Here is a 21,600-nt window from a genome sequence, read left to right as displayed (position 1 = left end):
CTGATTTGCCGGATATTGCCAAAATGTGATCGAAAGCTGACGAAATTGTGCCCGAGCCGCATTCCGCCTCTGGAGATTTGAAACTTGATCGGCCGCAAGGCCCGCTCTACATCTTGGTGCCGCCCAAGATTTTTTACAGGAAAGCGAGTTTCCCTTGCCGATTTTCAAGAACCTGCCCGCCGCCCCGACCGCCGAAAAAAGGCCCGTTCAGGATACGCATCACGGCATTACCCGCACCGACGATTACGCCTGGTTCCGGGCCGATAACTGGCAGGCCATGTTCAAGGACCCTACCCTGCTCGACCCCGCCATCCGTACCCATCTGGAGGCCGAGAACGCCTATATGGAAGCGGCCATGGGGGACACGAAGGCGCTTCAGGAAAAGCTGTTTAACGAAATGAAGGGCCGTATCAAGCAGGACGATTCCTCCGTTCCGGTCAATGACGGTCCTTACGCCTATGGCACCCTGTTCGTGACCGGCGGCGAGCAGCCGCATTATTTCCGCACCCCGCGCGGCGGCGGCGAAAAACATGTGCTGCTGAACGGCGACAAGGAAGCGGAGGGCAAGGATTATTTCCGTCTTGCCGGTCTCGACCAGTCTTCCGATCATAGCCACGGTATCTGGGGTTACGATGACAAGGGCTCGGAATATTTCACGCTGCGCATCCGCAACCTCGAGACCGGCGAGGACCTTGCCGACGTCGTCGAAAATACCGGCGGCGGCGGGGCATGGGCGCCCGACGGCAAGAGCTTCTTTTATACGCTGCAGGACGAGAACCACCGTCCGTCGAAAGTCTTCCACCATATCATCGGCGAGCCGCAATCGGCCGACCGGCTGGTCTATGAGGAAAAGGATCCCGGCTTCTTCATGGGTGTCGGCGCGTCCGTGCTCGACGATTTCATCTTCATCGACATTCACGACCATGAGACCAGCGAATATCGCATTCTCTCCACGAAAGACCTGACCGCCGAGCCTGCTGTCGTGGCGGAGCGCGAAGAGGGCGTCGAATATTCGATGTGCGAAGGCGGCGATGTGTTCTTCATCCTCACCAATGACGGCGACGCCAAGGATTTCCGCATCGTGGAAGCGCCCGTCACCGCACCCGGCAAGGAAAACTGGAAAGAAGTCGTGCCCCACGAGCCGGGCCGCCTCATCCTCTCCGTCGACGCCTATGCCCGCCACCTGATCTGGCTGGAACGCCGCGACGGCCTGCCACGCATCGTCATCCGCGATCGCCGCACCGGCGAGGAACATTCCATCGCCTTTGCCGAGGAGGCCTATTCTCTCGGCCTGCATGGCGCGGCGGAATATGACACCGATGTCATCCGCTTCTCCTATTCCTCGATGACGACGCCGAGCCAGCTGTTCGACTACGACATGGTGACCCGCGAGCGCACGCTGCTGAAGACGCAGGAAGTGCCTTCCGGCCACAATCCGGACGATTACATCACCCGCCGTATCATGGCGCCTGCCCATGACGGCGAACTGGTGCCGGTGTCCCTGCTCTATCGCAAGGATGTGGCGCTTAACGGTTCCGCCCCCTGCCTGCTCTACGGATACGGCGCTTACGGCATCACCATCCCCGCCTCCTTCTCCACCACCACGCTGTCGCTCGCCGACCGTGGTTTCATCTATGCCATCGCCCATATTCGCGGCGGCAAGGACAAGGGTTTCGAATGGTACGAAACCGGCAAGATGGAAGCCAAACAGAACACCTTCAAGGATTTCATCGCCGCTGCCGATCATCTCGTTCAGGAAGGTTTTACCTCCTATCAGGGCATCGTCGCCGAAGGCGGTTCGGCCGGCGGCATGCTGATGGGGGCGGTCGCCAATATGGCGCCGGAAAAATTCGCCGGCATCATCGCCGCCGTTCCCTTCGTGGACGTGCTGACCACCATGCTCGATGACACTTTGCCGCTGACACCGCCGGAATGGCCGGAATGGGGCAACCCACTGGAATCGGCGGAGGAATATGGCTGGATCGCCGCCTACAGCCCCTATGACAATGTGGGTGCTAAGCCCTACCCGCCAATTCTCGCGCTTTCCGGTCTCACCGATCCGCGCGTGACCTATTGGGAACCGACCAAATGGGTGGCGAAGCTGCGCGAAAAGACGATAGGGGAAGCGCCCATCCTGCTAAAGACCAACATGGCGGCAGGCCATGGCGGCAAGTCCGGGCGTTTCCAGCGGCTGGAGGAAATCGCCTTCGAATATGCCTTTGCGCTGAAGGTGGCCGGCAAGGACGCTGTTTGACATCTGACCGTTGTCGGGCGGCGACAGGGCCGCCGCCCGCATCGAAACAGCATAAAAATACCTTCACAAACCCTCTTTCCGAATATTTTTTCCACAAAATCGCGACTTTATTTTCTCCTTGAATTCCGACTTGATTCCACCGGGATTTTTATTTCGCCATACTGAAATATGTAATATATTTCTGAAAAATTAGAATATATTCCATGTATTACACCAAATAAAGAACGCTCCAAAAATCGAACGCATGGCTGCGATGCGCCATTTTGCGTTGCAATATCACTTTTTGGCCGTATTATGCCGACCGTTGACATATTCATGCGCATTTTCGCCGTTGTTCTTGCGGCAATTCCGCAGCGTGTTCTGCGGTTATTCTTCTTGCCGTCAATTTTCGGCTTTTTCACGCGCTATGTCAGTTCGCCCTTGGCAATCCGGGCTTTGCAGTGCTCCCGCTTTGCCAACTGAAAACACTGCATCAGACTTGGGGGTCTTACACCATGAAGAAACTCCTAGCCTCGACCATTCTCGTAACGGGCTTTACCATCGCTGCCGGTGCAGCAAATTCCGCCAATGCCGCCGAAGAGTGCGGCAGCGTCACCATCGCCGAAATGAACTGGGCATCCGCCGGCGTCGCGGCTTATGTCGACAAGTTCATCATGGAAAACGGCTATGACTGCACGGTCAATGTCGTCAGTGGCGACACCATGCCGACCTTCGCTTCCATGAACGAAAAGGGCCAGCCGGACATGGCGCCCGAATTGTGGGTCAATGCCGTGCGCGAGCCGCTTAATGCCGCCGTCAAGGAAGGCCGGCTGATCGAAGCCTCGAAAATTCTCACCGATGGCGGTATCGAAGGCTGGTGGATCCCGAAATTCATCGCCGACGAACACCCCGACATCAAGACCGTCGAGGATGCTCTGAAACATCCCGAACTGTTCCCGGCGCCTGAAGACGCCAGCAAGGGCGCCGTGCATAATTGCCCCTCCGGCTGGAACTGCCAGGTGACGACCGCCAATCTCTACAAGGCGCGCGAAGGCGACAAGAAGGGCTTCACGCTGGTCGACACGGGTTCGGCCGCCGGCCTTGACGGCTCCATTGCCAATGCGTTTGAAAAGAAGCAGGGCTGGCTCGGCTATTATTGGTCGCCCACCGCCATTCTCGGCAAATACGAAATGGTGAAGCTGGACGATGGCGTCGAACTAGACCGCGCCCATTTCGACGAATGCACGGCGAAGGTCGACTGCGCCGACCCCAAGGTCAACGCCTATCCGGTGGCCGATGTCTATACCGTCATCACCAAGGACTTCGAAAGCAAGGCCGGCGTGACGCTGGACTACATCAAGGCCCGCAGCTGGGACAACAAGACGGTGGCCGAAATCCTCGCCTGGATGGATGAGAACCAGGGCACCAACGAGGACGGCGCGGAATATTTCCTCGAGAACCATGAGGACATCTGGACAAAGTGGGTGCCGGCCGAGGTGGTCGAGAAGATCAAGGCTTCGATGTGATTGCTGGCGGGGTTGGCGCAAGCCGCTTACCCACCTCTGCCCTGCCGGGCATCTCCCCCTCAAGGGGGGAGATCGGCTGGGCGCGCTTTCACCGCTTCATCCTCAACCATCGAGATGGGCGAGACCTTGCCGCAGATCGATCTCCCCCCTTGAGGGGGAGATGTCCGGCAGGACAGAGGGGGGGTGCCCGCGCACTCCAACCTCCACCACCCATCCCCCAAAACCCATAGGGAAAACAACAATAATGGCCCTCTGCAATTACTTGCCGGACATGCTCTGCAAGTTCCCCGCCATCGACAATTCAACCATGCGTGTGGCACGCAAGACCATCGATGACGGCTTTCGCGATCTCGTGCGCAATTACGGCGATGCAATCGACGTCGTCGTGCATCCGCTGCAACTCTTCCTCAATTCCTCGGAGCGGCTGTTTATTCAGACCCCGTGGATCATCACCATGCTGGTCATTCTTGCCATTGTGCATTTCGCCGGTCGCAGCATCAAGATCACCGCCGGTACCGCGGCGTCGCTGCTGATGATCGGCGCAGTGGGCCTCTGGCGCGACGCGATGACAACGCTGTCCATCGTCGCCATCGCCACCCTGATCGCCATCGTCATCGGCCTGCCGCTCGGCATCCTGATGGGACGCTCGGAACGCCTTCAGCGCCTCATCAACCCCGTGCTGGACGTGATGCAGACCATGCCGAGCTTCGTTTATCTCATCCCCGTGGTGGTGATATTCGGCATCGGCAAGGTTCCGGGCCTGATCGCAGTGGTGATCTACGCCATTCCGCCCGTCATCCGCCTGACCAGCCTCGGCATTCGCCTGGTGGACCGGGAAGTGCTGGAAGCGGCGGACGCCTTCGGCTCCTCCAACCGCCAGAAGCTGTTCAATGTGCAGCTGCCGCTGGCGTTGCCCACCATCATGACCGGCATCAACCAGACTATCATGATGGCGCTCGCCATGGTCGTCGTCGCCTCCATGGTCGGTGTCGGCGGGCTCGGCAAGAACGTGCTGCAGGCCATCAACAACCAGTTCTTCACGGTAGGTTTCCTGAACGGTTTCGCTCTGGTCGCCATCGCCATCATGTTCGACCGGGCGAGCCAGGCTTTCGGCAAACGCCTGCAGAAATACCGCGAGGTCTCCCATGGCTAAAAGCATCGAAATCCGCAACCTTTACAAGATCTTCGGCAAGCATCCCGAGAAATATCTCGAAGCGGTACGAAGAGGCATGGACAAGGTCGAGCTGAACGACAAACACAACCACGTACTCGGTCTCAACAACATCAACATCACCATGCCGGGCGGCAAGATCACCGTCGTCATGGGGCTTTCCGGTTCCGGCAAGTCGACGCTGATCCGCCACATCAACCGGCTGATCGACCCGACCGCCGGTGAGGTTCTCTACGACGGCGAAGACATTTGCGGCATGAGCACGTCGGCGCTCAGGAAATTCCGCCGCCACAAGACGGCGATGGTGTTCCAGAAATTCGGCCTGCTGCCGCACCGCACAGTGCTGGAAAACAGCGTTTACGGCCTGGACATCCAGGGCATACCGCGCAAGGAGAGCGAAGAGAAAGGCCGTTACTGGCTCAATCGTGTCGGCCTTGACGGCTACGAGGATTATTATCCGAACCAGCTTTCCGGTGGCATGCAACAGCGTGTCGGCCTTGCCCGCGCGCTTGCCAATGACGCCGATATTCTCCTGATGGACGAAGCCTATTCGGCGCTCGATCCGCTGATCCGCGTCGATATGCAGACGATGCTGCTCGATCTTCAGCAGGAACTGAAAAAGACCGTGGTGTTCATCACCCACGATCTGGACGAGGCTCTGCGGCTCGGCGACCACATTGCCATCCTGAAGGACGGCGAAGTGGTGCAGCAGGGCGACGGCCAGAGCATCATCCTTTCACCGGCCGATGGTTACGTCTCCGACTTCGTTCGCGACGTCAATCGCAGCCGCGTGCTGCAGGCGACGACGGTGATGGAGCCGCTGGACAGCAAGCCGGAAGGCATGTCCGTGCCTGAGAACGCGACGCTGGAAACCATTGCCCGCGACATGTCGGAGGCCAATGAAACCCAGGCCCATGTGGTGGATGAGGACGGCAAGCCGGTCGGCAGCATCGGTCTCGACACGCTGGTGGCCGCCATGGTGACGCCTGCGCAGCAGGAGACGGTGGCGACGGTTGAGGTGGAGGTGAAGGCGACGGATAAACCGGAGAAGGTACCGGAGCCCGTTGCTCCGGTGCAGAAGGAAACGGTGTGATCCGCTTGATCCTGTCTATAAAGTTCTAAAACTCTCCACGTCATCCTCGCCCTTGAGGCGAGGATGACGTGGAGTGTGAGGCAGGCCTTTCGGCACCCATGCGATCCTGCCTCGTCTCGTATATAAACGGCTGCTGCATCCTCGCACGCCCCGCCCCCTCCATGCAAAAACGAAGCACTACTTCGCCGGCTGTCAACCCTCGGCGATCGCTGCAACGCAGCAAGCGCAAGCTTCGGACAAGTTGCCGCCGTTAACCATTCGTTAACTTTTGAACGCGGAATCATCGACATGCAGATCGAAAGCAATATTGGCGGATATAATTATCAGGGTCGCATCCGCGACATCGAAAAAGCTGGCAGCGCGCAAAGTGCGCCGGAAGAGCAGGCCGTGAAGCGCGGCCCCGGCAACCCCACCGTTTCCAGCACCATTCTTTCCCAGTCGCTGGCCAATGTTCTGTGGGCCGTGGGCAATGGCAGCGCGCCCGCTTATCAGGAGACGGTCGCGGCCTCCGCCGAAGACACGGCGGAAGCCCAGGCTGAATGGGTGCGCAGCGCCTATTCGGAATATACCGAATAGGCGATTCCAATCAGGCCCTTGCCGGGCTGACCTCCACCGTCACATGCGACAGTTCATGTATGGCAGCAAGTTTCTGCTTATAAAAGGCCGGCGCTTTCGGCGCCCGCGAATGGATTGCCACAATGGCCGCATGGTGGCCGGGACCTACCTGCCAGACATGCAGGTCGGTGATACGATCTTCTTCCGTTTCCACACTTTCACGGATTTCCTGCGGCAGGTCGTCCGCCAGCGGCACCGCATCGACAAGCGTCGTTGCCGTGGAACGAATGAGCCCCCATGACCAGCGGGCAATGACCAGACCACCGACGATACCCATCAACGGGTCGAGAAAGTTCCAGCCGTTCCACTTGCCGAGCAGCAGTGCAACGATGGCAAGGACCGAGGTCAGCGCATCCGCCAGCACATGCAGATAGGCGGCGCGCAGATTATTGTCCCGCCCGCCCTTTGCACCCTGCTCCGCATGCGAACCGTGATCGTGGTGGGCATGGCTGCCATGGCCGTGATGGGCATGCGAGCCATGGCCGTGGCCATGATCGTGGTGATGGTCATCCTTCAACAGCACGGCGCTTACGAGATTGACGACAAGTCCGATGACGGCAACGAGAATCGCCTGGTTGAAATCGATCTCGACGGGGCTGATGAGGCGCAGGCCACTTTCAACCGCGATAAGCAGCGCCACCACGGCGAGCACGACGGCGCTGGCGAAACCGGCGAGATCGCCGAACTTGCCGGTGCCGAAGCTGAAGCGCGGATTGCGCGCCTCGCGCCTTGCATAGAGATAAGCGAGCGCCGAAATCAGCATTGCGCCCGCATGGGTGGACATATGCCATCCGTCAGCCGTCAGCGCCATGGAGCCGAACCAGTGGCCGGCGACAATCTCCGCCACCATCATGACGGTGGTCAATGCAATGACCATCCAGACGCGCCTTTCATTGCGCTCATGATTCTGACCGAGATAAATATGGTGATGCTCCGCCGTGGCGAAAGGCTCGGAAGTCGTCGTCATGTCGCTCAATCCTCTCTCGACTCTACCGGCGCTTCTCAGCTGTGCCGGCTTTTTCGGTTCTGCTGGCCTGCGTCGACCTACCGGATGTAGGTCTTCAGCACCTGGGCCAGCTCTTCCGCCGCCCGCGCCCTCTCGTCTTCATTTTCGGCATGAACGACATGTTCGTGCAGGTGCTCCTGCATCACCTCCCCGGTCAGGCCTGAAAGCGCGCCGCGCACGGAGGCGAGCAATTGCAGCACCTCACCGCAGGGCTTGGCCTCGTCCAATGCGCGCTCCACCGCCTCCATCTGCCCTTTCAGACGCCGGATGCGGGCCAGCAACTTGTCCTTGTTGCGGATCGTGTGGGACATATGCACCTCATATACTATAGGGGGGTATACTATATTTCGTCTACTTTTTGCACAAGGCGTGCATGACGCAATCTTCGGGAATGTTTCGGACCTTAAAAATGCCCCATCAGAACTAGGGGACTCACAGTCATGACGACTATCGCAGCAACCAGCAGCATCAATTTCGCCTCTCCGGTCCGCGGCATCGCGCCTGCGCACAACCGGGAGAGCCAGTCCACCACCGAGGCTTTGCAGGAGCTGACGCGGGCGGCCCATCGCGCCATTTCGGTGGCAGGCAATGTCGCCACTGCCGTAGCCCCGCTTGCCGGTGCCTCCGCCAGCCTGGCCGCTGCTCTCTGGAACATGGATAGCGGCGCTTCCGCCGCAACTGGCGCCAATGCTGACGTGGCCGCTTCCGCCCAGCCGGACATGGCAAGCCTCGAATCGCAGATTCTGAAGGCGCTGGCCCATGCTCTTGGCGTCAACGACGCCACTTGAGGCCATTGAACCGGGCGCGAAAAAGCCATATCTCTAGAGACTGGAGATATGGAGAAAGCCATGCTGTCCATCGGTGAACTATCGAAACGCACCGGCGTGAAGGTGCCGACGATCCGCTATTACGAGCAGATGGGCCTCATCCGCGAGGCGGATCGTTCGGAGGGAAACCAGCGCCGTTACGAGAAATCCGACCTCGAAAGGCTGACCTTCATCCGCCATGCGCGCGATCTCGGCCTCAACATTGATGCCATTCGCGAACTTATCGCGCTCAGTCAGCACCGGGAAATGCCGTGCGAGGGTGCGGATCGCATCGCCGCCGAACATCTTGCTGACGTGCGCGAGAAGATTGCCAGCCTGAAGAAGCTGGAACACGAGCTGGAACGCATCGTCTCCCATTGCCACGGCCATTCGATCGAGGATTGCTACGTCATCCGCGCGCTTTCCAACCACGGCATGTGCGAGGGCGAGCATTGAGCCGAAAACCGGGCTTGACAGAATATGGATTCGAGCGCATTGCATTTCCCATGATCAACGAACGCGCACCCATCTCCTGCTCGTATTTTTGGGCCTTCCTCTAAGGGCGGCTCGACAGATCATATTGTCAACAAGCCGCCGTCAGGCGGCTTTGTTGTTTTCAAACGTCCTGACGGCACCGATAAGACCAAAGGACCGAAAAAATGACCGAAGATAGCTCCCTGACACTGGAAAGACCGCCCGTCGTCATCATTCGCGGCGCGCGCAAGACCGATCTGCCCGAACTCAATGAGATGATCACGCTGCTTGCCTCCTACCATGGCGATGCGGCGGCGATCACGCCGGCGAAGCTTGAGCGCGACCTGTTCGGCGCCCTGCCCTGGGTGCATGGTCTCGTCGCCGAAGCCGATGGCGCGCTGATCGGTTACGCCCTGCTTCTGCCGCTCTACAGGGCGCAGGAAGGGCGGCGCGGACTGGAGCTGCATCATCTCTTCGTGCGTGACGGCCATCGCGGTCATGGCACCGGCCAGCATCTGGTTTCCCGCGCGCGGGATATCGCCAAGCGGCTCGGCTGCGATTATCTTTCCGTCAGCGCCACGACCGGCAATGTGGCGGCGCATCGTTTCTACGAAAACATGGATTTCGCGCCGCGGCCGGTTACCGGCATGCGCTACATGCAGTCCATCGCCTGATTAAAGCCCACGGAGACGGTCATGACACGGATCGCCATTGCGCTCGCGCAGGATTTTGCCGACTGGGAGCCGGCGCTGCTTACGGCGGCAGCGCGCAGCTATCTCGGCGTCGAAATCGTCTATGCCACCCCTGATGGTGGGCCGGTGACGTCGATGGGCGGGCTGAAGGTGACGCCGGACACATCCTATGATGCGCTTGATCCCGTTGACATCGATGCGCTCGTCATTCCCGGCGGTCTCAGCTGGGAAAAGGGAACGGCTGTCGATCTTGGCGGGCTGGTGCACCGGTTTCGCGACAGGGATCGGCTGGTGGCCGGCATCTGCGCGGCGGCAAGTGCGCTCGGCGGCACGGGTGTTCTGAACGATATCGCCCATACCGGCAATTCGCTGGCATCCCACAAGGCCTATCCGGCCTATCGCGGTGAGGCGCATTATCGCGATCAGCCCAAAGCGGTCAGCGATGGTGGCATCGTCACGGCACCCGGCAGCGCACCGGTGAGTTTCGCGGTGGAAATTCTGAAAAGCCTCGGCCTCTTTGGTCCGGAAGCCGAGGCGGAACTTCAGGTTTTTGCGGCGGAGCATCGCTGAGGCGCATCCGCCTCAATGCTTCACAACCCTCCACTTCCCCGTCACTCCAACCTTTAGCCGGAATCCAGCCAGCCTAAGTCCTTGGGCTGAAAAAGACTCTTCCCGCCGCGCAGACGCGCGTTGACGGGAACCCGGCTCAAGGCCGGGATGACGGTGGTGGGAATATGGAGCAAGTCAATATCGATCAAGCACCCGGCACACCCGCGCCGCCGAAGCATCGCCCTCACCTGCAATCGCACGGCGAATATCGCGGCTGTTCAGATGCAGGCTGCGACCCGCGGGCAAATTCGAGCGTTTTATCTTACTGAGCGCAGCAGCGATAAAAGCAGCCTGGTGTTCATGAAAGCAGGAGAGAGCCGCCTCGCGCCCCGGGATTGCCCCGAGGACGGCCTTGAAGGCAAGGCGGTGCACGGCGCAGAAAGCGCCGTGGCCGGGAACGGCAAAACGCAGCGCATCGAGCTCCTCACTCCATTCCGCTGCGTCGTGCATGGTTTCAAGCCTCTTGGAAGCGCTTCAGGAAAAACGCGCTCAACGTGCCAAGCAACGCCCAGAAGACGAAGCTGGTGATGGTGGCGGCAACGATGAACTGACGTTCCAGCGGCAGTGGCGCCAGCGCATGTTCGCCTTCCGGCGGCAGGGGGGCGCCCACCACATGCGGCGCGACGATCAGCACCAGCGCGAGCAGAGCTGCCCACGGTTCGCGGCGGAACGCGATCAGTGCAATGCCGCCCGCGGTTGCGGCAACGGTGGCGAGCCACCAGATCTGGCGCACCTCAAGGGCGGCGGCCGGGCTGCCCGGCAGTTCCGGCGGCAGGCCGATCATCGGGGCCAGCATGACGGCGGCAAAACCCGCAACGCCCCAGAGAAGGCCTTCGCGCCAGCCGGTATTGGTGCCGCGCAGCGACATGAGGCCGGTCAGCACCAGCGCATAACCGATGGCGGTCAAGACATTGGCGGCGACGGTATAGGCCGTGCGCTCAAAACCATCGGCGGGAGCCCAGGCCTCGTCATTGTGCTCATGGGCGGGAACGGCAGCGCCGGGCGCCGGCGCATCATGGCTGTGGGACGCTTCGCCGGCGCTTTCATAGGTTTCCGCCTGAAGGATGAGCGGCGTGGTGCCAAAAGCCTGCATGGCGGAAACGGCAAAGCCACCAAGGATACCGACGAGAATGGCGGTGAAGACGATATTGCGAAAAAACGACATGCCGTTTCCCCTCAATGGCAGGGGAAGGCATTGGCATGACGCGTGTCATGCGCGGCATTGTGAACGGCTTCCACATGGGAAAAGCCGACAAAACCGACGACGAACAGGCCAAGCACGATCGCTGTCAGCGACTGCGCGACGCTGGCTGTTTTTACGGAAACGGCTGAATTGGCCGTATTCAGGTTGGTGGACATGGTGACCCCTCTCCCGGCGCGACCCCGCGCCTTTAGATGCGGCCGAACGGCAAAGCCGCAGGACCGCATGCGATATACTTCACCACGGGGATACGAGACTGATACAGGGAGGCATTGATGCCACCACCCTGAAATTCCGCTCTTCCGGACACCCCGCCGGCATGGATATTTCCGCGATGGCAGGTCTCCTGGCTTACGGGTCAAAACCTGAAACACCTTCCCGGCATCGCCTTCGCCCTTGATGGAGGCGATATGGCTTGCCAGTGGCATTTCGTTTCAGGCTCTCCGCTCACAGTTGCGGGGGCAGCCACGAATGAGGATTTCTCCCTATCGTGTTCCCTTTTCACCTTCCGGAACGCCCGGAAGGAACCATCACGGACATGTTATCCGTCGGGCAGATGCAGGAGTCAATGGCAGGCCTGCTTTCGACCCGCGTGCCTCGCCTCGGCTGAGGGTTACCGCGCCGGAATGGCCTTGAGATAGGCGGCGATCGCATCGCGGTCTTCGGTGGTCAGATGCGCCATGTTCTGCTGCACCTTGACCATGGAGCCGCCGACGCTGTCGAATTCCGGCGTGAAGCCGGTTTCGAGATAGCTGGCAATATCGGCTTCGGCCCAGCTTCCGATGCTTTGCGAACCGGGGGTGATGTCGGGAATGCGGCCCTCGCCTTCCGGGTTGGGGCCACCGGCCAGCCATTTACCCGCAAGGAAACCACCGAGCGCGTCGCGGGGCGTATGGCATTCGCCGCAATGGCCCGGGCCCTCCACCAGATATTGGCCGCGCAGCAATTCGGCATTGGCATTGGCGAGTTCGACGCGCGGCGGTGCGGCGGGATCGAAATAAAGGAATTTCCAGCCGCCCAAGGCCATGCGCAGGTTGAACGGGAAAGGCAGGTCGTGATCCGGCGCGTCATTCTGGCTGGCGGGCAGAACCTTCAGATAACCGAAGAGATCGTTGATGTCCTTCTGCGTCATGCGAGCATAGGAAGCATAGGGAAAGGACGGGTAAAGATGTTCGCCGTTCCTGCCGACGCCGCGCGTCATCGCATCGCCGAATTCGGCCAGCGTCCAGCCGCCGATGCCGTGCTGCGGATCAGAGGAAATATTGGGAACATGAAAGGTGCCGAAAGGGCTTTTCAGCGCCTGCCCGCCCGAAAGCGTCAACAGCGCCTCGCCCTTCGCGTCGGGTGCTGCATGACAGCTTGCGCAGCCGCCCGCCCAGAACAGCGTTTCGCCATTGGCCAGATCCGGTTCGCCCAGGCTCACCCAATGGCTCGGCGCCTGCCGCTGCGGCGCGGTAACCCAGGCGAAAATGCCGTAGCCCGCAATGGCCGCGACGACGGCCCCGCCGACGAGTTTCGTCCAGATGGAGGACATGCCCCTCTCCCCATTCTCACCTGATCCGGTCAGATGTCTTTCGTGCCTTGAGAAAACGCCGCCGGGAAGCGGCGTTTTCAAAGTGCTGCGACTACTTCTTCAGACGATAAGTCTGGTGGCATGCGCCGCAATCGGCGCCGAGCGTCTTCATGGCGGTGGCGACGCCGGCCTGATCGGTGGGGAGATTGGCGAGAACCATGTCCGCATCCGTGCCGAGCTTGGCGGCCTTGGCCTTGAAGTCGTCGAAGTTTTCCCAGATGGCGGGAGCAGCCGCGCTGCCGGTCTCTGAGCCCACGGGGAACTGGTCCGGGAAAGCCTTGGCATTGGCGCCGATGGTGGTTACGGCAGTCTTGACGGTATCGGCGTCAAAGGGCTTTTCACCCTTGGAGATGGCGGCAAGCGAACCCATCGCCCCACCGATCTGCTTCATCATGCCTTCACGTTTTTCGACTTCGCCGGCAGCGTAGACCGCTCCGGCGCAAAGACAGCCGAACAACATGGCCGCCGTGATGGTTTTCAGTTTCATGCAACTCTCCTTGATTCCGGCCGGGACACCGGGCGCTAGATGGAACGGCGCGAGGATGCCCTTTCCGGATGGCGAAAAGAAGTCACATTGCGGTGAATTCCATCGTGAAAACAGAAGCCTAAGACGAGGTGACAATGCAGGTCACCCCCCGGCTCTAGGGCCTCACTCTGACGGCAGGCTGAATGAGAATAATTGGCTGAAAGCAAGCGGCGCGGCGTATTCCCCCACGCAGTTGCCGATTGGAGAAGCCAAGGCCCGGTTTAGAGGGCCAAAATGCGGTCTTCCTCACGCCCAAAACCACGGATCGCTATGCGGTCGCCGAAGACATCGGCGATGGCGAAGGTGTTCTGGTCAGGCGTATCGACCATGCCCTTGAAATTCACGAAGTGGGTATTGCCCAACAGGCCGTAATTGCCCTCGTGATTATGGCCGTTGAACCATGCGACGGCTGACGGGTGGGAGCCGAGAAGCTCAAGGATACGCGGCGCGTCCCACATGTTGTGGGCGTTTTCCGGATAGACAGGATAATGGCAGAGAACGATCACTTTTTCGCCCGCCGCATCCGCCTTTTGCAAAACCTCCCGCAGCCATTCGAACTGCTCGTCGCCAAGCGAGGCGTTCCAGTCCTGCGCATTGATGGCACCCGCATCGTTGAGGCGCTTCAGCCGGTCTGCGGCAAGCGCGCGTCGCGGATCGCCAGGCGGCGGCGCGAACAGGCTGACCTCGTTGCCGTCAAGCACGACGAAGCGGATATCACCGATGGAAAAATCATGCCAGGGGGCGGACATGCCGAGGCGGGCGTGGATAGCCGGCAAATGCTCGGCGGCGACGGCGAAATCGTGATTGCCCGGCAGCAGGACCGAGCGGTGTCGAAGCCCGTCGTAAACGGCAAGGATCGCGTCGAAATTGTCGAAGCCGCGATCGATGATATCGCCGAGCGTTACCACGAAGGCCAATTCCTCGCGGTTGAAGGCGTCGATCGCGTCTGCGAGCTTTTTCGGGCTCTCGGCGTAATAACGACCCATCTCCGGGCGCGGATCGGCATCGGCATATTGGGGATCGGCGACAATGCCGAAGGAGAAGAGAGGCGTGGTTTTTTCAGTCATGATGCGCCGCGATAAACCCGGCGGATGACAAGCTTGTGACAACGCGCGACATGCCAAAAACAGAACACCCGGCACAAAGGTCGGGTGTTTGGAAAATTCCGTTCGCCAAGCCTTACTTGGCAGCGGCTTCGTAACGCTCCAGGACGTAGTCCCAGTTGATGAGGTTATCAACGAAGGCTTCGAGGTACTTCGGACGCAGGTTGCGGTAGTCGATGTAATAGGAATGTTCCCAGACGTCGACGCCCAGGATCGGCTCTGCACCGTGAACCAGCGGGTTTTCGCCGTTCGGGGTCTTGGAGATTTCAAGCTTGCCGTTCTTGACGGAGAGCCATGCCCAGCCGGAGCCGAACTGCGTGGTGCCGGCAGCGATGAAATCTGCCTTGAACTTGTCGTAGCCGCCGAGATCGGAGGCGAATGCCTGTTCCAGCTTGCCCGGCAGCTTGTTGCCGCCGCCGTCCTTCTTCATCCACTTCCAGAAATGGACGTGGTTGTAGTGCTGCGCGGCGTTGTTGAAGAGACCGGCATTGGTGCCAAAGGACTTCTTCACGACTTCTTCGAGCGACAGGCCGGAAAGACCTGCTTCGGCAGCCAGCTTGTTGCCGTTGTCGACATAAGCCTTGTGGTGCTTGTCGTGATGGAACTCGAGCGTCTCGCGCGACATGTAGGGTGCAAGCGCGTCGTAGTCGTAGGGGAGTTCAGGAAGTTCGAAGGCCATGGTTTTTACTCCTTTTTGCAGCGGGTTACCGCTCCTAGAAACCGTGTGAGCGGACCATAGGAGCGAAGCTCCATTTGGGCAACCTGTGAAATATCAAAATGTTCCGCCAAAGGGGAAAATTCCTCTCAAGCCAGCCGTCACCACATTTGTTTCACAACCCGAATGGCTCGGGGGAAAGATCTACTGATTAAATATGCAACACGCGGGGGGGCATCTGAAGCTTTTTTTCTATTACAGCAATACCGCGATAAAATTTTACACTGGCGAGGTGGCGAGCTATCTCTGGAGACAACACGCCGTCGAGCGACTGGTCTAAGTGAAGGGCGAAATCAGCGTAGCTATATTCGGCAAATATACGATTCTGAACGTCGACCAACATCTTAAAGAAGTCGACAGAGGATATTGGCTGATCACGGTATTCATCCGTGTTCCCCCAATATATGCACTCCAAGTCCTCGACGAAATAGATGCCTCCGTCTTTCAGACCTGATCCGAACAAGGCGTTGAATGATGCAATCTGGTGGGAGGCAACATGGCTGCCGTCATCGATAACTATATCGAAGGGTCCGTACCGGGCAACGACTCCTTGAAGAAAGCTAAAATCTGCCTGTGATCCAATTTCAACAAAAATACCCTTCTCAGGCGCGTGAAAAGCGTGGCAAGTTTGGTCAATATCAACACCGACGATATTGGCGTCTTTGCCAAAAAACTCTTTCCATAATTGAATAGAAGCTCCTTTATAAACGCCGATTTCGAGGACACGAGGCGCCATATTACGGAATCGCGAGAATTCTCGATCGTAGATGGCGAAGTAGTCGAGCCACTTGTGACCACCAGAGATTTCGGCCCAAATCTTTCCTGAAATGGTGTTTTCCAACGGTTCGAATGGAGGATTTTTGATCGTCTTCCAATCTCTCACTTCCCGCATGCCTGGCGAAAGAAGGGCGTAAGGATCAAGTAACGCTGATCCATCTTCGCTATTTTTGCCCTTAAGATCGGATATTGTGAATAATCTTTTAAATGATTCTAATAGTGACATACTGTCTCTCTTAATTTCGCTGCAATTAATATTCTGGCAACTGTTACGTCGGAATCGATTAATTTTCTCTATATATTTCGCCAACATCGCAGTATGTTATCAATATTTATAATTTTAACCACTCATCCCCATGATCGAAAATGACATCTCCGGCGATAAGATGAAGATCGAAATTCCCTGTCAGAAACGCGGCGTGGTATCGCCCTCGCCCAAGGCCCGCTGCATCAGCACCGTATCCAGCCATTGGCCGTGTTTCCAGCCGATGGACTTGAAGGTGCCGACAAGTTCGAAACCGGCAGCGCGATGCACGCCGACTGAAGCCGCATTGGCGCTGTCGCCGATGACGGCGATCATCTGCCGAAAGCCACGCGCGGTGGCTTCCGCAATCAGCGCATCGAGCAGTTTGCGGCCGATGCCCATGCCCTTCATGGCCGGATCGATATAAACGGAATCCTCGAGCGTCGCGCCATAGGCCGGGCGGGCGCGGTAGGCGCCGGCATAGGCGTACCCGGCTATCTTTCCATCGTGTTCGGCGACGAGATAGGGGTAATTGCCCTCCACCAGCAGCCGGCGACGCTCGGCCATGGTCTCCACATCAGGCGGATCGATCTCGAAGCTGGCGCGGCCATGCAAGACGGCATCCCGGTAAATTTCGGTGATGGCTGGAATATCTGCCTCCTCACAGGGGCGGATTAAAAGGCTGGAAACGGTGGAAAGGGTCATTCTTTTGTCCTGCGGATCATTCACATCCTCATTGTGCATTGCGACGCAGCCAAAATAAAGATTATCTATCTTATACAAACGATAAGGTTTTCTTTGATGATGGACCTCGACTTGCGGCAGTTGCGCAGCTTCATGGATGTGGCCGATCTCGGCAGTTTTTCCGCCGCCGCCGACAAGGCCGGGCTCACGCAGCCAGCCGTCAGCCTGCATATAAAGCTTCTAGAAAAACAACTGGGCGTGCGGCTGATCGAGCGGGTCGGCAGGCGGGCGCAGCCAACGGCGGCGGGGCGGGATTTTCTCGTCCATGCAAGGCGCATATCCGAAGAGGTGGCGCATGCGATCGAAACGGTTGCGCCGCACCGTAGCGGAGCGACAGGAAGCCTGCGTATCGGCACGGGCGCCACCGCCTGCATTTATCTGCTGCCGCCGGTGCTGGGCAAAATCCGGCAGGCCATGCCCGCCATCGAGATCGTTGTGCAGACCGGCAATACCCACGATATCCTCCGGCTTCTGGAGGCCAATACCATCGATGCGGCGGTGGTGGCCCTGCCCGCCAGTGGCCGCAGCCTCGATATTCGCGACATCCATCTCGACGAACTCGTCGCGGTTTTCCCGCAAGGTTCCGTTTCTGACGCAACGGTGCTCAACGCCGAGACGCTTTCGGCGCGGCCGCTGCTGCTTTACGAGGGCGGCAATACGCGCCGGCTGGTGGATCAATGGTTTTCGGTGAGCGGCCGCACCGTGCAGCCCGCCATGGAACTGGGCAGCGTCGAGGCCATCAAGAAACTGGCGGGCGCGGGCCTTGGCATTGCCATCGTGCCGCGCATGGCGATGGAGCATGAAGATGCGGCGTCCGGGCTCGGACACCGCTCGCTCGAACCGCCGCTTGAAAGGCGGATCGCGCTGGCGATGCGGAGAGACAAACACATGACGGCGCCGCTGCGGGCGCTTGCCGCTGCGCTGCCGGATGCGCGGAAACGGTGAAGCCTGCGCCGGTCTCCGGCGCGGGCTTCATGATACTCTTCTTCCGTCATGACGGACCTGAGACAGCCCCGCTTTCAGAACTCCGTCCAGTCGTCACCCTTCACGGCCAGCGCCGCATTGCCACGGGCGGCAGCCGGGCGGGCTTTGGGGGAGGAAGTGACCGGTGCGACGGGCGCGTGGACCGGATTTGCAGCACGCTGCATCTGCCGCGCCGTCTCCCGCAAGGCAGAAGTCTGCTGACCCAGCTGGAACTGTGCCAGCAGCGCCTGGAGATTGGCGCATTCCTGCGCGAGGCCGGCACCGGCCGCATTCATTTCCTCAACCATGGCGGCATTCTGCTGCGTGGCCTGATCCATGTGGTTGACGGCCGTGTTGACCTCGGAAAGGCCGGCCGACTGTTCCTGTGCTGCGGTCGCGATGGCGTCCATATGGCTGTTGACGGAAAGCACCAGCTGCTCGATCTCGGAGAGCCCGACGCCGGTATCGGCCACCAGCTTCACGCCTTCACCCACCGCAACGGCTGACGCGGTGATGAGCTGCTTGATTTCCTTGGCGGCGTTGGCGGAGCGCTGCGCCAGTTCGCGCACTTCCTGTGCGACGACGGCAAAGCCCTTGCCGGCATCGCCCGCCCGTGCCGCCTCGACGCCGGCATTCAGCGCCAGAAGGTTGGTCTGGAAGGCGATTTCGTCGATGACGCCGATGATCTGGCCGATCTGGCGCGAGGAATGTTCGATGCGCTCCATAGCGGCGACAGCATCGCGCACAACCTTGCCGGAAAGATCGGCCTTTGTCCTTGCCTCACGCACCGTGTCGCGCGCGTCGCTCGCCCGTTTGGAGGTGGCGGAAACATTGGCGGTAATCTCTTCCAGCGCAGCGGCGGTTTCTTCGAGAGAAGCGGCCTGCTGCTCGGTGCGGCGGGAAAGATCGTCGGAGGCCGACGACACCTCGTGAGCGCCGCCATTCACCGTCTGCACGGACTGGCCGACGCTGCTGAGCGCCTCGCGCAGCTGGTGCACGGAGCTGTTGAAATCGTGCCGCAACGCCTCGAATTGCGGTGCGAACGGCGTGGCGATCTCGCAGACCATATCACCGGAGGCAAGCCGGCGAAGACCGCCGGCCAGCGAACCGGTCGCCTGATTGAGCCGCTCTTCGGCCTCCGCCTCCGCACGCTGCTGCAGTTCGGCCCGGTCGCGTTCGGCCTGCTCCCGGTTGGCGACGGCGTCGGCTTCCAGCTGCCTGTTGCGGACGGCCGCCTCGCGGAAGATTTCCACGGCGCGGGCCATCTCGCCGATCTCGTCGCCGCGTTTTGCGCCGGGCACATCGATGGTCAGGTTGCCGGTGGACAATTCCATCATCGCATTTGTCAGGCGGCTGATGGGACGGGTGACGCGGCCGACGATGACGGCAAGGCAGAGAATGCAGATGCCAAGTGTGAGGATGAACGCGGCGAGATAGATCATCGCGCCGATAAAGGCGTCCTGTCTCGCCTTTTCGGCATTGGCGTTGAGAACATCCATCGCTTCAGAGGCGATTTTCGCAACCGTATCGAGGCTTTCGGTGACGGTATTGCGCCATGTATCGATGGTGAAGGTTGGCGTGCGGCCGTTGTTCAGATCGTCGATCAGCTTTGCGCGCTGCGCAACGAAATCACCCTTGAAATAGGTTCTGTCGGCAACGGCATAGATATCTTTCAGTGCCTTCGGCGTCGATTCATGCGCGACGAGGTCGCCGGTGGCTTTCCAGGCAAAAGCCGCGCCGGCATCGAAATTGCCAAGCTGCTGGGTTTCCTGCGGGGTCAGCGGCCGCTGCTGGGCCACGACCGCATTGATGACAACGGTGGCGCTGCCGCCGAGCGCTCGCGCCGACCAGCCATAGGACCGCAACTGGATGAGGCCGGTCAGGCTCTGGTCCAGCGAACGAACCTCACCTTCCACCGCCGTCGAGCCCGCTTCTAGCGCCGTCAGGAAATCCTGGCCGAGCGCCAGCACGGTCTTGTCCAGCCCGTTTTCACGACGGTCGAGCGGCAGGGTCACGTTGGCGTCAACCTTTTTGCGCAGCTCCAGGAATTGCGTGTAGACATCCTTCACGCGGCCAAGCGGGGCCTTGAGGCCAGCCTGATCGAGCGTGGCGGACTGTTCGAGAAAGGCGCCCATGGCGGCATCCACCTTCTGGCGCGACGCCTGCACGCTGGCGATGGTACTGGCCGTCTTCGCCGGGTCGACCGTCAGCGCCGAGGCGCTGTTGCCGCGTTCACTGCGAAAGTTCAGCAAGGCGTTGAAAAGCAGCCTGTCCAGCGAAACGAGCTGCGCCACCTCCGAAAAGCTGCGGGCACGCTGTACGGACTGCAACATGCCATTGCCCACGAAGCCCGCCAGCGCGATGCCGACGAGCAGAAAAAATCCCACAAGTATATTACGTATGCTGAAAGACATTTGGCGGCCCCCATTAGCCCGGATCGGTAATGCCGCAAGCTAACCAGTGGTCCTCTAAAATTGGATTAAATTCCCCTGAATTTTTATGGGAAATAATGCGGTTCAAAATAAAAGGCCGCGGCAGGGATGAGCCCGCCGCGGCCTTTTGAAAAATTGGGGTTTACCCGGCCTTAAACATCCGCGCCGAGACGCGCCCAGTCCATGTAGAGATCGAGCGCCTTGCGCGCGACCGGGCCTGCCTGCAATTCGCGATCATCGAGCTTCACGACGGGCGAAACCTTGGAATAATTACCGGAGCAGAAGATTTCATCGGCCTCCCGGAAATCCTCGACCGAAAGCGTCGCTTCGCGCACGTCGAAACCGGCCTGGCGCAGAAGACCGATCACGCGCGAACGGGTAATGCCGGCAAGGAAGGTGCGGTTGGGAACCGGGGTAAGGACGACGCCGTCCTTGACCATGAAGATATTGGCCGAGGCGGATTCGGCGACATTGCCGTTCATGTCGCGCATCAGGGCATTGTCGAAACCGCGCGAGCGTGCTTCCAGAATGGCGCGACCGCTATTGGGATAAAGGCTGCCGGCCTTGGCGTCGGTCATGGCGGTTTCCGGCGAAGGGCGGCGCAGCGGCGAAACGGTGAGCGTCAGCGGCTTGCCGGCATCCATCGGCGCTTCGAACAGGCAGAGCGCAAAACGGGTGGAACCGGCATCGGGCGCCACGACGCTGCCGGGCATGCCGTGTTCGGCCCAATACATCGGCTTGATGTAGATCGCCGTCTTGCCGTCGAATTTCTTGACGCCTTCCAGCGCCAGGGACTCGATCTCCTCGGCCGTCATGGTCGGCTTCATGCCCATATTGACGGCGGAGCGATTGACGCGCTGGCAGTGCAGATCGAGATCGGGCGCCACGCCATCGAACCAGCGGGCACCGTCGAACACCGTGGAGGCCAGCCACATGGCATGCGAGGTCGGGCCGATGAGCGGCGGGTTGCCGGGCAGCCATTGACCGTCAACATAGGTCCAGGTGGTTGATCGGGGTGCGGTATCGACGCTCATGATGGTCTCCTGTCTCAAGCGTTTTCGTTCGATAAAACGCTCCGTCTTTTTTCTGATTCATTG

Annotated in this window: 23 protein-coding genes and 1 riboswitch; of the genes, 10 read left to right on the top strand and 13 right to left on the bottom strand. The window is 59.8% G+C overall.

What is annotated here, in order from left to right; genetic code table 11:
* Positions 1 to 154: 154 nt before the first annotated feature.
* The 5 genes from O9X91_RS21240 (at position 155) to O9X91_RS21220 (ending at position 6,599) form a co-directional block, all read left to right on the top strand.
* Complete coding sequence (locus O9X91_RS21240) at positions 155 to 2,254, top strand: S9 family peptidase (RefSeq protein WP_269833747.1); 2,100 nt, start codon at positions 155 to 157, stop codon at positions 2,252 to 2,254.
* Positions 2,255 to 2,748: 494 nt separating this feature from the next.
* Positions 2,749 to 3,759 carry an ABC transporter substrate-binding protein gene (locus O9X91_RS21235; RefSeq protein WP_077982718.1) on the top strand — a complete coding sequence of 337 codons (1,011 nt, stop codon included), beginning with the start codon at positions 2,749 to 2,751 and terminating at the stop codon, positions 3,757 to 3,759.
* Positions 3,760 to 4,003: 244 nt separating this feature from the next.
* Entirely contained in the window at positions 4,004 to 4,912 is a 909-nt protein-coding gene (locus tag O9X91_RS21230; RefSeq protein ID WP_077982719.1) for an ABC transporter permease, read from the top strand.
* Positions 4,905 to 6,023: a quaternary amine ABC transporter ATP-binding protein gene (locus O9X91_RS21225; RefSeq protein ID WP_269824425.1), complete on the top strand. Its 1,119-nt coding sequence runs from the start codon at positions 4,905 to 4,907 to the stop codon at positions 6,021 to 6,023. Before O9X91_RS21230 ends, O9X91_RS21225 begins: the two co-directional genes overlap by 8 nt.
* A 288-nt stretch (positions 6,024 to 6,311) precedes the next feature.
* Complete coding sequence (locus tag O9X91_RS21220) at positions 6,312 to 6,599, top strand: hypothetical protein (protein ID WP_077982721.1); 288 nt, start codon at positions 6,312 to 6,314, stop codon at positions 6,597 to 6,599.
* Between the two features lie 10 nt (positions 6,600 to 6,609).
* On the opposite strand, the gene dmeF is transcribed toward O9X91_RS21220, so the two are convergent.
* Both dmeF and dmeR read right to left on the bottom strand, forming a co-directional pair.
* Positions 6,610 to 7,605, bottom strand: coding sequence for a CDF family Co(II)/Ni(II) efflux transporter DmeF (gene dmeF, locus O9X91_RS21215; protein WP_269824426.1), 996 nt, complete (start codon positions 7,603 to 7,605; stop codon positions 6,610 to 6,612).
* Positions 7,606 to 7,682: 77 nt separating this feature from the next.
* Complete coding sequence (gene dmeR / locus O9X91_RS21210) at positions 7,683 to 7,955, bottom strand: Ni(II)/Co(II)-sensing transcriptional repressor DmeR (RefSeq protein ID WP_077982723.1); 273 nt, start codon at positions 7,953 to 7,955, stop codon at positions 7,683 to 7,685.
* A 129-nt stretch (positions 7,956 to 8,084) separates the two neighbouring features.
* Here dmeR and O9X91_RS21205 point away from each other — a divergent pair, with 129 nt between their 5' ends.
* From O9X91_RS21205 to O9X91_RS21190, 4 genes are all read left to right on the top strand, one after another.
* Complete coding sequence (locus tag O9X91_RS21205) at positions 8,085 to 8,432, top strand: hypothetical protein (protein ID WP_162520411.1); 348 nt, start codon at positions 8,085 to 8,087, stop codon at positions 8,430 to 8,432.
* 60 nt (positions 8,433 to 8,492) lie between these two features.
* Positions 8,493 to 8,906: a MerR family transcriptional regulator gene (locus tag O9X91_RS21200; protein WP_077983013.1), complete on the top strand. Its 414-nt coding sequence runs from the start codon at positions 8,493 to 8,495 to the stop codon at positions 8,904 to 8,906.
* A gap of 203 nt (positions 8,907 to 9,109) precedes the next feature.
* Positions 9,110 to 9,598 (top strand): GNAT family N-acetyltransferase, encoded by a 489-nt coding sequence (locus O9X91_RS21195; RefSeq protein WP_077982725.1) that lies wholly within the window; start codon positions 9,110 to 9,112, stop codon positions 9,596 to 9,598.
* A gap of 21 nt (positions 9,599 to 9,619) precedes the next feature.
* Complete coding sequence (locus O9X91_RS21190; RefSeq protein ID WP_269833746.1) at positions 9,620 to 10,186, top strand: type 1 glutamine amidotransferase family protein; 567 nt, start codon at positions 9,620 to 9,622, stop codon at positions 10,184 to 10,186.
* Positions 10,187 to 10,360: 174 nt separating this feature from the next.
* Here O9X91_RS21190 and O9X91_RS21185 read toward each other — a convergent pair whose 3' ends face one another.
* The 9 genes from O9X91_RS21185 to O9X91_RS21145 form a co-directional block, all read right to left on the bottom strand.
* Positions 10,361 to 10,675: a hypothetical protein gene (locus O9X91_RS21185; protein ID WP_269833745.1), complete on the bottom strand. Its 315-nt coding sequence runs from the start codon at positions 10,673 to 10,675 to the stop codon at positions 10,361 to 10,363.
* A 4-nt stretch (positions 10,676 to 10,679) separates the two neighbouring features.
* Positions 10,680 to 11,390 carry a CbtA family protein gene (locus O9X91_RS21180; protein ID WP_269833744.1) on the bottom strand — a complete coding sequence of 237 codons (711 nt, stop codon included), beginning with the start codon at positions 11,388 to 11,390 and terminating at the stop codon, positions 10,680 to 10,682.
* 11 nt (positions 11,391 to 11,401) lie between these two features.
* Positions 11,402 to 11,584, bottom strand: coding sequence for a CbtB domain-containing protein (locus tag O9X91_RS21175; protein ID WP_010971223.1), 183 nt, complete (start codon positions 11,582 to 11,584; stop codon positions 11,402 to 11,404).
* A gap of 161 nt (positions 11,585 to 11,745) precedes the next feature.
* A riboswitch (cobalamin riboswitch) is annotated at positions 11,746 to 11,973 on the bottom strand.
* 66 nt (positions 11,974 to 12,039) lie between these two features.
* Positions 12,040 to 12,960, bottom strand: coding sequence for a cytochrome c (locus O9X91_RS21170; RefSeq protein ID WP_269833743.1), 921 nt, complete (start codon positions 12,958 to 12,960; stop codon positions 12,040 to 12,042).
* A gap of 91 nt (positions 12,961 to 13,051) precedes the next feature.
* Positions 13,052 to 13,486, bottom strand: coding sequence for a c-type cytochrome (locus O9X91_RS21165; protein WP_162520410.1), 435 nt, complete (start codon positions 13,484 to 13,486; stop codon positions 13,052 to 13,054).
* Between the two features lie 260 nt (positions 13,487 to 13,746).
* Positions 13,747 to 14,592: a metallophosphoesterase gene (locus O9X91_RS21160; protein WP_173988374.1), complete on the bottom strand. Its 846-nt coding sequence runs from the start codon at positions 14,590 to 14,592 to the stop codon at positions 13,747 to 13,749.
* Positions 14,593 to 14,704: 112 nt separating this feature from the next.
* Positions 14,705 to 15,307, bottom strand: a complete 603-nt coding sequence (locus tag O9X91_RS21155) for a superoxide dismutase (RefSeq protein ID WP_142912408.1) — start codon at positions 15,305 to 15,307, stop codon at positions 14,705 to 14,707.
* Between the two features lie 187 nt (positions 15,308 to 15,494).
* Entirely contained in the window at positions 15,495 to 16,346 is an 852-nt protein-coding gene (locus O9X91_RS21150) for a class I SAM-dependent methyltransferase (protein ID WP_142912407.1), read from the bottom strand.
* 180 nt (positions 16,347 to 16,526) lie between these two features.
* Positions 16,527 to 17,069: a GNAT family N-acetyltransferase gene (locus O9X91_RS21145; protein WP_142912406.1), complete on the bottom strand. Its 543-nt coding sequence runs from the start codon at positions 17,067 to 17,069 to the stop codon at positions 16,527 to 16,529.
* Between the two features lie 96 nt (positions 17,070 to 17,165).
* Between O9X91_RS21145 and O9X91_RS21140 the strand changes: the two genes are divergently transcribed.
* Positions 17,166 to 18,053, top strand: coding sequence for a LysR family transcriptional regulator (locus tag O9X91_RS21140; protein ID WP_269833742.1), 888 nt, complete (start codon positions 17,166 to 17,168; stop codon positions 18,051 to 18,053).
* A gap of 74 nt (positions 18,054 to 18,127) precedes the next feature.
* Here the strand turns inward: O9X91_RS21140 and O9X91_RS21135 are convergent, their stop codons facing one another.
* A complete protein-coding gene (locus O9X91_RS21135) occupies positions 18,128 to 20,485 on the bottom strand; it encodes a methyl-accepting chemotaxis protein (protein ID WP_142912404.1) in 2,358 nt (785 codons plus the stop codon).
* Positions 20,486 to 20,655: 170 nt separating this feature from the next.
* Entirely contained in the window at positions 20,656 to 21,537 is an 882-nt protein-coding gene (locus O9X91_RS21130) for a branched-chain amino acid aminotransferase (RefSeq protein ID WP_077982735.1), read from the bottom strand.
* Between the last annotated feature and the right edge of the window lie 63 nt (positions 21,538 to 21,600).

Origin of the sequence: Agrobacterium salinitolerans (assembly GCF_027498475.1) — a bacterium.
Lineage (GTDB): Bacteria > Pseudomonadota > Alphaproteobacteria > Rhizobiales > Rhizobiaceae > Agrobacterium > Agrobacterium salinitolerans.
This window is presented reverse-complemented; position numbering and strand designations above follow the sequence as displayed.

Excerpts from the sequence above, each read along its gene's own strand:
- O9X91_RS21235 (WP_077982718.1), top strand. The coding sequence starts at position 2,749 with ATGAAGAAACTCCTAGCCTCGACCATTCTCGTAACGGGCTTTACCATC.
- O9X91_RS21230 (WP_077982719.1), top strand. The coding sequence starts at position 4,004 with ATGGCCCTCTGCAATTACTTGCCGGACATGCTCTGCAAGTTCCCCGCC.
- O9X91_RS21225 (WP_269824425.1), top strand. The coding sequence starts at position 4,905 with ATGGCTAAAAGCATCGAAATCCGCAACCTTTACAAGATCTTCGGCAAG.
- O9X91_RS21220 (WP_077982721.1), top strand. The coding sequence starts at position 6,312 with ATGCAGATCGAAAGCAATATTGGCGGATATAATTATCAGGGTCGCATC.
- dmeF (WP_269824426.1), bottom strand. The coding sequence starts at position 7,605 with ATGACGACGACTTCCGAGCCTTTCGCCACGGCGGAGCATCACCATATT.
- dmeR (WP_077982723.1), bottom strand. The coding sequence starts at position 7,955 with ATGTCCCACACGATCCGCAACAAGGACAAGTTGCTGGCCCGCATCCGG.
- O9X91_RS21205 (WP_162520411.1), top strand. The coding sequence starts at position 8,085 with ATGACGACTATCGCAGCAACCAGCAGCATCAATTTCGCCTCTCCGGTC.
- O9X91_RS21200 (WP_077983013.1), top strand. The coding sequence starts at position 8,493 with ATGCTGTCCATCGGTGAACTATCGAAACGCACCGGCGTGAAGGTGCCG.
- O9X91_RS21195 (WP_077982725.1), top strand. The coding sequence starts at position 9,110 with ATGACCGAAGATAGCTCCCTGACACTGGAAAGACCGCCCGTCGTCATC.
- O9X91_RS21190 (WP_269833746.1), top strand. The coding sequence starts at position 9,620 with ATGACACGGATCGCCATTGCGCTCGCGCAGGATTTTGCCGACTGGGAG.
- O9X91_RS21185 (WP_269833745.1), bottom strand. The coding sequence starts at position 10,675 with ATGCACGACGCAGCGGAATGGAGTGAGGAGCTCGATGCGCTGCGTTTT.
- O9X91_RS21180 (WP_269833744.1), bottom strand. The coding sequence starts at position 11,390 with ATGTCGTTTTTTCGCAATATCGTCTTCACCGCCATTCTCGTCGGTATC.
- O9X91_RS21175 (WP_010971223.1), bottom strand. The coding sequence starts at position 11,584 with ATGTCCACCAACCTGAATACGGCCAATTCAGCCGTTTCCGTAAAAACA.
- O9X91_RS21170 (WP_269833743.1), bottom strand. The coding sequence starts at position 12,960 with ATGTCCTCCATCTGGACGAAACTCGTCGGCGGGGCCGTCGTCGCGGCC.
- O9X91_RS21165 (WP_162520410.1), bottom strand. The coding sequence starts at position 13,486 with ATGAAACTGAAAACCATCACGGCGGCCATGTTGTTCGGCTGTCTTTGC.
- O9X91_RS21160 (WP_173988374.1), bottom strand. The coding sequence starts at position 14,592 with ATGACTGAAAAAACCACGCCTCTCTTCTCCTTCGGCATTGTCGCCGAT.
- O9X91_RS21155 (WP_142912408.1), bottom strand. The coding sequence starts at position 15,307 with ATGGCCTTCGAACTTCCTGAACTCCCCTACGACTACGACGCGCTTGCA.
- O9X91_RS21150 (WP_142912407.1), bottom strand. The coding sequence starts at position 16,346 with ATGTCACTATTAGAATCATTTAAAAGATTATTCACAATATCCGATCTT.
- O9X91_RS21145 (WP_142912406.1), bottom strand. The coding sequence starts at position 17,069 with ATGACCCTTTCCACCGTTTCCAGCCTTTTAATCCGCCCCTGTGAGGAG.
- O9X91_RS21140 (WP_269833742.1), top strand. The coding sequence starts at position 17,166 with ATGATGGACCTCGACTTGCGGCAGTTGCGCAGCTTCATGGATGTGGCC.
- O9X91_RS21135 (WP_142912404.1), bottom strand. The coding sequence starts at position 20,485 with ATGTCTTTCAGCATACGTAATATACTTGTGGGATTTTTTCTGCTCGTC.
- O9X91_RS21130 (WP_077982735.1), bottom strand. The coding sequence starts at position 21,537 with ATGAGCGTCGATACCGCACCCCGATCAACCACCTGGACCTATGTTGAC.